Genomic DNA, 12468 nt, shown 5'->3' with positions numbered 1-12468 from the left:
TGCCGCCTAGGTCGGCTGCGGGGCGCTGCCGGGCCGGGCGCCGACGTGGATGGTCGCCTCGGCGAGGCGCAGCGGGGCGGGCCGATGGCTGATCAGGACCAGACCCTGGCCGGTGCGTCGCAGCCGCGCCTCGAGCGCCTCCACAACGGCCGCCTCCGTGGAAGCGTCGAGCCCCTCGGTGGGCTCGTCGAGCAGCAGCCAAGGCGCCGGCCGCAGGAGCGCGCGCGCGAGGGCCAGCCGCCGACGCTCGCCGCCCGAAAGCACCTCGCCGCCATCGCCGATCCAGGTGTCGAGCCCCTGTGGGAGCCGTTGGACCCTGGCCTGGAGCTGGGCGTCCGCGAGCGCCTGCCAGAGCGCCGCCTCGTCCGCGTCGGGCGCCCCGAGGCGCAAGTTGTCGGCGACCGAGCCCGTAAGGAGGCGAGCGTCCTGCGGCGCATAGGCGAAGAACCGCCGGGTCCAGCCCGGAGGCTCCTCTTCGAGGGCCCGGCCGTCGACCCGCAGCCGGCCCGGCGGGGCAGGGCGCAGGCCGAGCAGCGCCTGCATGAGCGTCGTCTTCCCGGCTCCCGACGGCCCGGAGAGGGCGACCCGCCGCCCGGGCGGGAGGACCGCACCGTCTATCTGTAACTCCCCCGCGGCCGGCGTCGGACGCGGGCGTTCCCCGGCGGGAGCGCCGGCGACGGCGTCGAGGCGCGTGATGGCGGCCGAAGCGGCGCTGTGCTCCCGGGCCGCACGCACGAGGCTGCCGACGCCCTCGAACCCCGCGAAGGCGGAAAGGACCGCAAGCGCGGCCAGCGGCAGCCCTGAGGACGCGGTGAGCGCGGCCACGGCCAGGAGGGTCATGGTCGTCAGAAGGGCCTCGGCGAGGTCTAGAAGGCCTTCCGCATCCCGGCGGCGCAGGACGGCGGCGGACAGGCGCGTGTCGCGGGTCATGACCGCCTCAAGCGCCTGGTCAGTCATCCCGAAGCAGCGCAGCTCCGCCGAAGCCGGTGCGTAGGCGCCCAGCGCGTCCTTCAGCTGTCCCGCGGCGGCCAGGTGCTCCGCCGCGGGGCCGGCGGTGAGGCGGCGGCCCCAGCGCCGCATCGCCAGGATCTGCAGGGCCACCCCCAGCACGAACACCGCAGCCGCCGGGCGGGAAACCACCGCGATGGCGCCCGCCCCGGCGAGGGTCGCGGCGGCCGCGGTCCAGGCCGCAGGCCGGCGGACGAACAGCGTCTCCACCGCGTCCACGTCCTGCACCAATCGTGCCGAGGCTTCCCCGCTGGAGAGCGCCAGCGCCCGCTCGGGCGGCGAGGCGGCGATGCCGGCGAAAAGGGCGGGGCGCAGGACGGCGAGGGCGCGGAGCGCGGCTCGATGGGCGAAGAGGCGCTCTCCGTATCGGCCGACGGTGCGGAGGATGGCGAAGGCGCGCAAGCCCGCGCTGGGCAGGAGATAGTTGAAGGCCTGGACCGCCGCCGGCCCGGCCGCGCCCGCGAGGGCGGCGCCCGCCAGGAACCACCCCGACAGGCCGAGCATGAGGGCGGCGGCGGCCGCCGCGGCCGCGCCTCCCGCGGCCGCGATCGCCAGATCGCCACGTCGGCGCTCCGCCTGCTGGCGCAGCAGGGCGCGGATGGACGAGGGGCCGCTCATGCCAGCCTCAGCACATGATCGGCCGCGGCGGCGAGGCGCTCGGAGTGGGTGGCGACGAGCACCGTTCGCGAGCCCGCCGCGGCGCGGATCAAGGCGATCACCTCCGCCTCCGCCGCCTCGTCCAGATCTGCGGTGGGCTCGTCGAGCACCAGGAGCGGCGCAGGCTTGAGCAGGGCGCGGGCCAGGGCAAGCCGTCGCCGCTCGCCTCCCGAGAGGCCCGATCCCCGCTCGTCCAGCAGGGTGTCCACCCCGTCGGGACGGGACCTGAGGGCGCCGGCGAGCCCGACGCTTTCGAGCACGTCCAGCATTTCTCTCCGGCTCACGCCTGGACTCGCCGCCCTCAGATTGTCGAGGACGGTGCCGGGCAGGAAGGCGGGCGCCTGACCGGCCCAGGCCGCGGCGTCCGACGGCCGCAGGTTTTCGCCGGGCGACAGGTCGCCCAGCTGCACGGTTCCGGTCTCGGGCGCCTCGAGCCCCACGATGGCGGCAAGGAGCGACGACTTGCCCGAGCCCGTCGGCCCCACGAGGGCGGTGACCCGGCCCGCAGGCAGGATGTCGTCGATGGGCCCCACGTGGACGTCGCCGAGTCGCAGCGAGAGGTTGCGGAGCCGCACCTGCGGCGCGGTGGGCGAGGGGCGCGCCGCAGGCCGGTCCGCCGGCGGCGGCTCGCGCTCCAGCAGCGTCAGCAGGCGAGCGGCGGCGGCCTCGCCCAGCTGCTTCTCGTGATAGGCGCCCGCGAGCCGCCTGAGCGGGGCGTAGAATTCGGGCGCGAGCGCCAGGGCGATGAAGGCGCGACGGAAGTCGAGCGTCTCAGGGGGCGGGAAGGGCAGCAATCCGAGGAGCGCGAATCCGCAGTAGACCGCTACGAGCGCCACCGCCAGGGCGGCGAAGAATTCCAGCGCGGCCGTGGAGATGAAGGCGATCTTGAGCACCTGCAGGGTGCGGCGGCTCACGTCCTCGGCGGCGATCGCCACACGCTCGGTCTCCCGGGCTTCCGCCTCGAACGCCAGGATCACCGGCAGGGCGCGGACGCGGTCCACGAAGTGTCCGGAGAGCCGCGCCAGGGCCTCGAACTGCCGCCGTGAGGCCGAGGCCGCCGCGCCGCCGGCGAGGGCGAGCGCCACGACGAACGGGATCAGGGTCGCCAGCAGGATCGCCGCGGCGACGGGGCTCGCCAGGGCCGCCGCCCCGGCAATCACCAGCGGCGCGAGCCGTGCGTCGAGCGCGGCAGGCGCGAAGCGGGCGAAATAGCCGTCGAGCGCCTCGACCTCGTCCACCGCCGCGGCGAGGCCTTCGCCCACCGCGTCCGGCGTCCCGCGATGGCGATGGAGGACGGCGGCGACCGCCCGGCGCCGGAGCGCGGCCGTCACCCGCCGGGCGTGTCGGGCTGCGAGCCGGCCGGCGGCCCAGGCGCAGAGGGCGCGCAGTCCCAAGCTCCCGCCGACGAGGGTCAGCCCCCCCGACGTCCGACCGGTGAGGAGCAGCGCCAGACCCACGGCGAAGCCCGCGGCCGCGGTCGAATTGACCAGCGTCAAAGCGGAGAGGAGGGAAACGGGAGCATCTGCCGTCCGGCCCCAGGATTTCAGCGCCGCGGGCGCGGCGCCCGCCCCAGGGCCGCTCATCGGGCTAAGACCGCATGATCGCGCATCTTAGCCGGCTTGGATGCCGGGGCGGCGCCCCAGCGTCCGACGCGAGGCAAGGCAAAGGACCGCGCCATGGACATGAGTGTCGTCGAGCTCTCCCGCCTGCAGTTCGCACTTACGGCGATGTACCACTTCCTGTTCGTCCCGTTGACGCTCGGGCTGTCGTTCCTGCTGGTGATCATGGAGAGCGTCTATGTGATGACCGGCCGGCCGATCTGGCGGACCATCACGCGCTTCTGGGCAACGATCTTCGGCATCAACTTCGTCCTCGGCGTCGCGACCGGACTCACCATGGAGTTCGAGTTCGGGACAAACTGGTCCTACTACTCCCACTACGTCGGCGACATCTTCGGCGCGCCACTTGCGATCGAAGGCCTGATGGCCTTCTTCCTGGAGGCGACGTTCGTCGGGCTCATGTTCTTCGGCTGGGAGCGCCTCTCGCGGGTCGGGCACTTGGCCGTGACCTTCATGGTGGCCCTGGGCTCCAACCTCTCCGCGCTCTGGATCCTCGTGGCCAACGGCTGGATGCAGAACCCGGTGGGCGCCACGTTCAACCCCGACACCATGCGCATGGAGGTGACCAGCTTCAGGGAGGTCATCTTCAATCCCGTCGCCCAGGCCAAGTTCGTCCACACGGCGAGCGCCGGTTATGTGACCGCCGCGGCCTTCGTCCTGGGCGTTTCGGCCATCATGCTGCTCGCCGGAAAGTGGCCGCGCGTGGCCAGGCGCTCGTTCGCGGTCGCCGCCTCCTTCGGCCTGGCGTCGGCCCTCTCCGTCGTCGTGCTGGGCGATGAGAGCGGCTATGCGCTCACGGACAACCAGAAGATGAAGCTCGCCGCGCTCGAGGCGATGTGGGAGACCGAGCCGGCCCCGGCCGGCCTCGCGGCCTTCGGCATCCCCAGCATGGCCGACCGCACCACCCACGCCGAGGTCAAGATCCCCTATGTCCTTGGCCTGATCGCCACCCGCAGCATCGACAAGCCGGTGGCCGGCATCTTCGAACTCGTCGCCGTCGCCGAAAGCCGCATCGAGAATGGGGTGAAGGCCTATGACGCCCTGGAGCGGCTGAAGGCGCGTCCCTCCGACGCCGAGGCCCGGGCCGCGTTCGAACTCACCAAGCGTGACCTGGGATACGGGCTGCTGCTGAAGCGGTATGTCGCCGATCCCCGGATGGCGGACGCGGCGACGATCCAGAAGGCCGCCTGGGATACGGTGCCGAATGTCCCGGTGATGTTCTGGGTCTTCCGGGTCATGGCGGGCATCGGCTTCCTGCAGATCGCCGTCTTCGGGGCCGCCTTCGTCCTCGTGGCGATGCGCCGGTCCGAGACCAAGTGGATCCTGTGGCCGGCCGTCGCGATGATGCCGCTGCCCTGGATAGCCGCGGAATCCGGGTGGGTCCTGGCCGAGATCGGCCGCCAGCCGTGGGCGGTCGAGGGCGTGCTGCCGACGTTCCTCGGCGCTTCCAGCCTGACCGCCGCACAGGTCTGGATCACGATCATCGGGTTCACCCTGCTCTACGGAACCTTGGCGGTCATCGAGGTGAGCCTGATCGTCCGCACGATCCGTCGCGGGCCCTACGCCCACCATGACCATCCCGAGCCTGCCGCAGCGGACGCTGTGCGGCTGGCGGCTGAATAGGACGTTCCCCCATGGACCTCCCCTTCGACTACCCGACACTCCGCATCATCTGGTGGGGATTGATGGGCGTGCTGCTCATCGGCTTCGCCATCACCGATGGTTTCGACCTCGGCGTCGCCTCGCTGCTGCCGTTCGTGGCGCGCACCGACGGTGAGCGTCGGATGGTGATCAACACCATCGGTCCGACGTGGGAAGGCAACCAGGTGTGGTTCATCCTGGGCGGCGGGGCGATCTTCGCGGCCTGGCCGTTCGTCTACGCGGTCAGCTTCTCGGGGTTCTACCTGGCGATGTTCGCCGTGCTGGCCGCCCTGATCCTGCGCCCTGTCGGCTTCAAGTACCGTTCGAAGCGGCCGTCGAAAGCCTGGCGCGGCGGTTGGGATTGGGCCCTCTTCGTCGGCGGCTTCGCGCCGGCGCTGGTTTTCGGCGTCGCGGTCGGCAACGTGCTGCAGGGCATTCCCTTCCGCCTGGATGGCGACCTTCGCGCCACATACGAAGGCGGCTTCTTCGGCCTGTTCACGCCTTTCACCCTGCTGTGCGGCCTGCTGTCGGTCGCCATGCTGGCGACCCATGGCGCGGCCTGGCTCACCATGAAGGCGGAGATCGGCCCCGTCCGTGACCGCGCCCGCGCCTTCGGCACGGTCGCGGCGCTGCTGGCCCTGATCCTCTTCGCCGCCGGCTACGGCTTCGTCGCCTTGGGCGGGCTTGGCTTCCGGCTGGACGGCGCGGCGGATCTCGCCGGGGCATCCAATCCGCTCCGCTCCACCGCCGTGGCCGCGCCCGGCGCCTGGCTGGACAATTTCACCGCCCATCCCTGGATGTGGATCGCCCCGGCCGCGGGCTTCCTCGGGACCGCCGTCGCGCTCTTCGGCATCCGCGCCGGCCGCGAGGCGCCCGCCTTCCTGGGCTCGTCCGTCGGCGCGTTCGGCATCATCTCGACCGTCGGCCTCTCGATGTTCCCCTTCATCCTGCCCAGCAGCATCGACGGGCGCTCAAGCCTGACGGTGTGGAACGCATCCTCCAGCCATATGACGCTCTTCATCATGCTGGTCGTGACGGTCGTCTTCCTGCCGATCGTGCTGGCCTACACCGCCTGGGCGTTCAAGATCATGTGGGGCCGCTCCAGCGTGGACGCGCTCGCCACGAACCCTGACCTCTACTGAGGAGTCGCGCATGTGGTACTTCACCTGGGTCCTCGGCCTCGGTCTCGCCGTCGCGTTCGGGATTCTCAACGGCCTCTGGCATGAGTTCCACCTGCTCGACAGCGGCGACCAGGGGCAGGACGACGCCTGACGCATGTCGCCCGGGGCTGGAGGTCGAGCCGCGGGCGTCGAAGCGGATTTTGTAACGCATTCCCGATCGCGATCGGCTTCGGTATAGGCACGCCGATGGCACGGACCTCATCCTGGTGGCGCAAGGTCGGCATGGCGCTCGCTGCGCTGGTGCTGGCCGTGCTCACCCTGGGCCCCGGGCTCGACGGCCTGCTGTGCCAGGACGAGGGTGGCTTGAGCGCCGTCGCCGCCGAGATGCCGGCGGCTGAGGCCTCCGCCGCCGATGACCACTCCGGCCCACGGGATGAGGGTTCGGGAGTCTGCGTCCACGGTCATTGCCATCACGCCGCGCCTTGTGTGTCGGCATCGCCAGCCGCGACCGAGCAGCCCTGCAATCCGATCGGCGTCGCCCATCCGCTACCGCGCGATCGGGCGCCCACGTCCGATCCCAAGTTCGGCTTGATGCGACCCCCGAGAGCCTGACGGCCGCTCCGCGCACCCGCGCGGCCAGACCGTCACGCTCACGAGGGACACCATGTCTTCGAACCTATGCAGGCCGCCCCTGGCGGTGCTGCTCATCCTGGCCAGCTTCGGCGGGGCAAGCGCCGCCGTGGCCGGTCCTGCACCACCTTTCACAGCTCTGCTCGCCCAGGCCCAGGCCAGCGCGCCGCGTCTCGCGGAAGCCCGCGCCAACGTCGCACGCGCCGAAGGGCTCGCGCGCCAGGCCGGGGCCATACCGAACCCCACGCTCGGGCTGGAGATCGAGAACTTTTCCGGCTCCGGTCCCTTCCGCGGAACGAGCTTGTCCGAGACGACCGCGACCCTCGGCCAGACCCTCGAACTGGGGGGAAAGCGCTCGGCGCGCGCCGCCGCGGGGCGGGCCGAGGTCGAGGCCGCCCGCGCCCAGGCCCGCCGGGCCGAGGCTGAATACGCCTTCGACCTCGCCGCCGCCTATGCCGAAGCCGAGGCCTCGGATCGGAGATTGCAGCTGGCCCGAGAGGGGTTGGGCCTGACCGAGGAGGACGCCCGCATCGCGTCGGCCCTGGTCGACGCCGGTCGCGAGGCTGAGCTGCGGCGGCTTCAGGCGCAGGCCGCCGTCCAGTCGGCCCGAGCCGCCGTGGACCAGGCCCAGGCGGCGCGCGCCGCGGCCTTCGGCAACCTCACCGCCCTGGCAGGCGCGCCGGCGCCAATCACCTCGATCCCGGTCAGCCTCCTGGACACGACAGCGCCGCTCTTCCCGGACACGAACCCCGCGGCGACAGCGACGGCAGCCTTCGTAGCGGCTCAGGCCGAGCGTGAGGCCGCCGCCCGGCGCCTTCGCGTCGAGCGCCGCCGTGCCATGCCCGACGTCACCGTCTCAGTGGGCGTCCGGCGCTTCGAGGAGGACGACGCCACCGCCCTTGTCGCGGGCGTCTCGGTCCCCCTGCCGCTGTTCGACCAGAACCGGGGGAACATCGCGGCCGCCCGGGCGGAGGAAGCGGCGGCGGAGGCCCGGCTCAACGCCGCGCGTCTCGAAGCCGAGGCTGCGATCCGGACCGGCACGGCCCGGGCGGCCGCGGCCGGGAGCCGCCTGGCCGCTGCGCGCGACGGCGAGCGCACCGCCGGTGAGGCCTATCGCCTGTTCCGCATAGGCTACGAGGCCGGCAAGCTGCCGCTGGCCGAGCTGGTCGCCGCCCGCCGCGCGCTCGCCGAAGCGCGCGAACAGTCCATCGCAGCCGCCGTCGAGCGGATCAGCGCCCAGGCCGCCCAGGCGCGGCTGACCGGCGCCGTCACCCCCGGAGAACAACGATGACGCGGGACAACACCCGTCTCTACGGCGCCGTCGCGGCCGCCGTCCTGCTGGCTGGCGCCGGCGGCTTTGCGCTGTCCGCGCTCATCAACCGAGCCGCAGCGCCCGCCGAAGAAGACCCGCACGGCGAGGAAGCCGGACACGCCGAAGGCGGCTGGATGGTGAAGCTGACCCCGCAACAGGCGTCGGCCGCGGGCGTCGCGGTGGTCACCGTCTCGCGCGGCGGCGCCGGCGACCTGCGCCTGACCGGCCGGGTCGAGGCCGCGCCATCCGCGCGGGCGGCCGTCGCCGCCCCGGTGTCGGGCGCCGTGGTCCGGGTGCTTGTCGCGCCCGGGACCAACGTCGAAGCCGGCGGCGGGCTGGTCCTGATCCGCAGCGCGGAGGGAGCGGCGGTGCGGGCCGAGTCCGTCGCCGCCGGCGCAGAGGCTGAAGCGGCCCGTGCGGCCCTGGCCCGTGAGGAACGCCTGTTCAAGGCCGGCGTCACTGCACGGCAGGATTTCGAGGCCGCGCGCGCGGCGGCGGCCCGCGCCAGCGCAGAGGCCGTGGCGGCCCGGGCCAAAGTCGCCGCCGCGGGCGCCCCCGAGGCCTCGGGCGAAACCGTCGTGCGCAGCCCGATCGGCGGCGTGGTCACGGCCCTTCAGGTCGCCCCCGGCGGCTTCGTCGCCCAAGGCGGCGCGGTGGCCGAGGTGGCCAATCCGGCCAACGTCGAGGTGGTGTTCAACGCGCCCGCCGAAGCCGCCGCCAAGCTGCGCGTCGGCGCGCCGCTGAAGGTGATCGGGCCGGATGGCTCCGAGGCCGGCGCGGTCATCGTCGGCATCGCCCCGCTGGCCCAAGGCGCCACCGGCGCCGCCGTCGTGCGGGCGCGGCCCAGCGGCGGCCGGCTGACGCCCGGCGCGGCCGTCAGCGCCGCCATCGCCACCGAAGCCGGCGGCTATCCGACGGCGCCCTCCGAAGCCGTGCAGACCGTGGCCGGGACCCCGGTGGTCTTCGTCGCCGAGGCGGGCGGATTCCGCGCTCAGCCCGTGACGCCGGGCCGATCCGGCGCCGGCTATACCCAGATCATCGCGGGGCTGAAGGGCGGCGAACGGATCGCCGGCCGCGGCGCCTTCGTCCTGAAAGCCGAACTCGCCAAGGGCGAAGCCGGACACGGGGAGCACTGACCATGCTCGGCAGGCTCGTCTCGCTTTCCGTGCGCCACCGCATCGTGGTCGTGCTCGTAACCGGGTTGGTGGCCGCCTTCGGCGTCACCCAGCTCTTCCGGCTGCCGATCGATGCGGTGCCGGACATCACCAACAAGCAGGTGCAGGTCACCACCATCGCCCCGGCGCTGTCCCCGGAAGAGATCGAACAGCGGGTGACCTTTCCCGTCGAGACGGCGCTCGGGGGCATCCCGGGTCTGGTGGAGACGCGCTCCATCTCGCGGAACGGCTTCAGCCAGATCACCGCCGTCTTCCGGGAAAACACCGACATCTATTTCGCCCGGCAGCAGGTGAACGAGCGCATCGAGGCGGTGCGCGAGGACCTGCCGGCCGACGCGCGTCCCGAGATGTCCCCGATCACGACGGGCCTGGGCGAGGTGCTCATGTGGACTGTCGAGTTCAAGCCCGACGTCCGCGTTCGCGCCGGGGCGCCGGGACCGCAGCCCGACGGCTCCTACCTTACGCCCGAGGGCGAGGGGCTCGTCACCGAGCGGCAGAAGGCGACCTATCTGCGCACGGTCCAGGACTGGATCGTCACGCCACAGCTCCGCACCACGCCTGGCGTCGCCGGCATCGACACCATCGGCGGCTATGTGAAGGAGTACGTCGTCTATCCCGATCCGGCGCGGCTCTCGTCCTATGGGGTCGGGTTGAACGAACTGGTGGAGGCGGTCGAACACGCCAACACCGTGGCGGGGGCCGGCTACGTCTCCCGCGGCGGCGAAGCCTTCGTGGTCCGCGCCGACGCCAGGGTCACCTCGCTGCAGGATCTTGCGTCGGCTCCGGTCACCAACCGCAACGGCCTGGTCGTGCGGGTTTCGGATGTGGCGCAGGTCGAATTCGGCCAGGCGGTGCGCCTCGGCGCGGCGCAGGAGAACGGCCACGAGGTGGTCATCGGCACGGCGCTGATGCTGGCCGGCGAGAACAGCCGGACGGTGGCCCATGCCGTGAGCGAGCGGCTCGCCGAGATCGCGCCCTCCATGCCCCCCGGCGTGACGGTGAAGACCGTCCTCAACCGGACCGACCTCGTCGATCGCACGATCCGCACGGTCCAGCGCAACCTGGCGGAGGGAGCGCTGCTCGTCATCGCCGTCCTGTTCTTCCTGCTCGGCAACGTGCGGGCGGCGATCATCACCGCGCTGGTGATCCCGCTGGCCTTCCTGATCGGCGTGATCGGGATGAACCGCTTCGGCGTCAGCGGAAACCTGATGAGCCTTGGCGCCCTGGACTTCGGCATCCTCATCGACGGGGCCGTGGTCGTGGTGGAGAACACGCTTACCCGCATGGGCCTGCGGCGCGACAGCGCCGGCCGGGACCTGACCCTGGCCGAACGGCTGGAGGAAGCGGCGGGCGCGGCGAAACAGATGGTCCGGCCGGCGGCGTTCGGCCAGGCCATCATCCTTCTGGTCTACGCCCCGCTCCTGGCCTTGGAAGGCATTGAGGGGAAGATGTTCCAGCCGATGGCCGCCACGGTCATGCTGGCGCTCGCCGGCGCCTTCGTTCTCACCTTCACCTTCGTGCCGGCGATGACGGCGCTGCTCATCAAACCATCGGCCAAGCCGCACGAGAGCAAGGTCGAAGCCTTCGCGCGCCGCCGGCTTGAGCCGGCGACCCGTTGGGCGGTGGCGCGCCCCCGGACGGTCGCGATCGGGGCCGGGGCGGCGGTCCTCGTGGGCCTGCTAGCCTTCCTGGCGCTCGGGCGGGAGTTCATCCCGACGCTCGACGAGAAGGACGTGCTGGTTCAGGCGTTGCGCGTGCCGAGCGCCTCCCTGGAGCAGTCCATCGAGATGCAGGCCCGGCTTGAGAAGGTCCTGATCGAGACGCCGGAAGTGGCCTTCGTCTTCTCCAAGACCGGCACCGCCGAGGTTTCGACCGATCCCATGCCGCCCAGCATCAGCGACACCTTCGTGGTGCTGAAGGACCAGAAGGACTGGCCCGACCGCAAGCTGTCCAAGGCCGAGGTGGTCGAGAAGATCGAAAGGGCCGCCACCACCCAGATCGGCAACGCCTACGAGATCACCCAGCCCATCCAGATGCGCTTCAACGAGCTCATCTCGGGGGTGCGCTCGGACGTGGCGGTGAAGGTCTACGGCGACGATTTCGCCGCCATGGAGCGGACGGCCAACGAGATCGCCCAGGTGCTGCGCAGCACGCGCGGCGCGGCGGACGTGCGCGTCGAGCAGGTCTCCGGCCTGCCGATGATCACCGCCGAGGTCGACCGCGCGGGCGCATCGCTCTACGGCCTGCACGCCGCCGACGCGGCGGACGCGGTGCAGATCGCGCTGGCGGGCCGAGAGGCCGGCCGGGTGTTCGAAGGCGACCGCCGGTTCGACGTGGTGGTCCGTCTGCCCGACGCCATGCGCAACGATCTCGCCGCGGTGGCGCAGACGCCGCTGGCGGTGAACGAGGGTCAGAGCTTCGTCCCCCTGGGCTCCGTCGTCCGCTTCCGGGAGGGCGAGGGGCCGAACCAGATCAGTCGGGAGAACGGCAAGCGGCGGATCGTCGTGCAGGCCAACGTCCGGGGCCGCGACCTCGGCGGCTTCGTCTCGGAGGCGCAGGCGGCGGTGAACGGCAAGGTACAGCTGCCCGCGGGCGCCTGGCTCGACTGGGGCGGCCAGTTCAAGAACCTCCAGCGGGCGGAGGCGCGATTGGCGCTGGTGGTCCCGGTCGTCTTCGTCCTGATCGCGGTGCTGCTCTACTTCGCCCTGGGCTCAGCCGCGCAAGCGGCCCTGGTGTTCGCCTGCGTGCCGCTGGCGCTCGTCGGCGGCGCGCTGGCGCTGCTGCTCCGGGGCATGCCGTTCTCGGTTTCCGCGGCGGTCGGCTTCATCGCGGTGTCCGGCGTGGCCACGCTCAACGGGTTGGTGCTCATGCAGGCGATCCGCGACCGGCTGGACGGCGGCGTGGACCCGGCCACCGCCGCCGTGGATGGCGCCCTGGGGCGTCTCCGCGCGGTTCTCACCACCGCGCTGGTGGCGATCCTCGGCTTCATGCCCATGGCCCTGGCTCATGGCGCGGGGGCGGAAGTCCAGAAGCCGCTGGCGACCGTCGTCATCGGCGGACTGATCACCGCCACGATGCTGACGCTTGTGGTTCTGCCCACCTTCGCCGGCCGGGTCCTGGCGCGCCGCCGCCCGGCGAAGCTGGAAGGGGGCGTCATGGCCAAGCTGACCTGAACGCCCTTCCGACGCTGAGGCCTTCTGGGGTCCCACGTCGATCGACGGCCGTCGTCGGCGCCGGAAGGCGTGCGGCTCAGTTATTGACCAAATGTCAGTAACTGAGTAGGGGCTGCTGCTCGCCGCCTCGCG

General features: G+C 72.2%; 9 protein-coding genes. 7 read left to right on the top strand and 2 right to left on the bottom strand.

Annotation, left to right across the window (positions count from 1 at the left end; genetic code table 11):
* Positions 1-6: 6 nt before the first annotated feature.
* A complete protein-coding gene (locus ACO2Q0_RS04690) occupies positions 7-1626 on the bottom strand; it encodes an ATP-binding cassette domain-containing protein (protein WP_423350315.1) in 1620 nt (539 codons plus the stop codon).
* On the bottom strand, positions 1623-3161 hold the full coding sequence (cydD, locus tag ACO2Q0_RS04685) for a thiol reductant ABC exporter subunit CydD (protein ID WP_423350314.1): 1539 nt from the start codon (positions 3159-3161) through the stop codon (positions 1623-1625). Before cydD ends, ACO2Q0_RS04690 begins: the two co-directional genes overlap by 4 nt.
* Positions 3162-3341: 180 nt before the next feature.
* On the opposite strand from cydD, the gene ACO2Q0_RS04680 reads away from it, so the two are divergent.
* The 7 genes from ACO2Q0_RS04680 to ACO2Q0_RS04650 all read left to right on the top strand — a co-directional run bounded on the left by ACO2Q0_RS04680 (position 3342) and on the right by ACO2Q0_RS04650 (position 12336).
* Positions 3342-4907 carry a cytochrome ubiquinol oxidase subunit I gene (locus ACO2Q0_RS04680; protein WP_423350313.1) on the top strand — a complete coding sequence of 522 codons (1566 nt, stop codon included), beginning with the start codon at positions 3342-3344 and terminating at the stop codon, positions 4905-4907.
* 11 nt (positions 4908-4918) lie between these two features.
* Positions 4919-6067 carry a cytochrome d ubiquinol oxidase subunit II gene (gene cydB / locus ACO2Q0_RS04675; RefSeq protein ID WP_423350312.1) on the top strand — a complete coding sequence of 383 codons (1149 nt, stop codon included), beginning with the start codon at positions 4919-4921 and terminating at the stop codon, positions 6065-6067.
* 10 nt (positions 6068-6077) lie between these two features.
* On the top strand, positions 6078-6197 hold the full coding sequence (cydX, locus tag ACO2Q0_RS04670; protein ID WP_423350311.1) for a cytochrome bd-I oxidase subunit CydX: 120 nt from the start codon (positions 6078-6080) through the stop codon (positions 6195-6197).
* A gap of 95 nt (positions 6198-6292) precedes the next feature.
* Entirely contained in the window at positions 6293-6658 is a 366-nt protein-coding gene (locus tag ACO2Q0_RS04665) for a hypothetical protein (RefSeq protein ID WP_423350310.1), read from the top strand.
* A 52-nt stretch (positions 6659-6710) separates the two neighbouring features.
* Positions 6711-7967 (top strand): TolC family protein, encoded by a 1257-nt coding sequence (locus ACO2Q0_RS04660; protein WP_423350309.1) that lies wholly within the window; start codon positions 6711-6713, stop codon positions 7965-7967.
* The gene (locus ACO2Q0_RS04655) at positions 7964-9124 is read left to right on the top strand and encodes an efflux RND transporter periplasmic adaptor subunit (RefSeq protein WP_423350308.1); all 1161 of its coding nucleotides are present in this window, start codon (positions 7964-7966) and stop codon (positions 9122-9124) included. The genes ACO2Q0_RS04660 and ACO2Q0_RS04655 overlap by 4 nt, the downstream gene beginning before the upstream one ends.
* Before the next feature lie 2 nt (positions 9125-9126).
* Positions 9127-12336 (top strand): efflux RND transporter permease subunit, encoded by a 3210-nt coding sequence (locus ACO2Q0_RS04650; RefSeq protein WP_423350307.1) that lies wholly within the window; start codon positions 9127-9129, stop codon positions 12334-12336.
* Positions 12337-12468 lie beyond the last annotated feature (132 nt).

The sequence above is a fragment of the Phenylobacterium sp. VNQ135 genome (assembly GCF_049445735.1).
Lineage (GTDB): Bacteria > Pseudomonadota > Alphaproteobacteria > Caulobacterales > Caulobacteraceae > Phenylobacterium.
This window is presented reverse-complemented; position numbering and strand designations above follow the sequence as displayed.

Coding starts and splice junctions, on each gene's coding strand:
- ACO2Q0_RS04655 (WP_423350308.1), top strand. CDS start 7,964: ATGACGCGGGACAACACCCGTCTCTACGGCGCCGTCGCGGCCGCCGTC.
- ACO2Q0_RS04690 (WP_423350315.1), bottom strand. CDS start 1,626: ATGAGCGGCCCCTCGTCCATCCGCGCCCTGCTGCGCCAGCAGGCGGAG.
- cydB (WP_423350312.1), top strand. CDS start 4,919: ATGGACCTCCCCTTCGACTACCCGACACTCCGCATCATCTGGTGGGGA.
- ACO2Q0_RS04665 (WP_423350310.1), top strand. CDS start 6,293: ATGGCACGGACCTCATCCTGGTGGCGCAAGGTCGGCATGGCGCTCGCT.
- ACO2Q0_RS04650 (WP_423350307.1), top strand. CDS start 9,127: ATGCTCGGCAGGCTCGTCTCGCTTTCCGTGCGCCACCGCATCGTGGTC.
- ACO2Q0_RS04660 (WP_423350309.1), top strand. CDS start 6,711: ATGTCTTCGAACCTATGCAGGCCGCCCCTGGCGGTGCTGCTCATCCTG.
- ACO2Q0_RS04680 (WP_423350313.1), top strand. CDS start 3,342: ATGGACATGAGTGTCGTCGAGCTCTCCCGCCTGCAGTTCGCACTTACG.
- cydX (WP_423350311.1), top strand. CDS start 6,078: ATGTGGTACTTCACCTGGGTCCTCGGCCTCGGTCTCGCCGTCGCGTTC.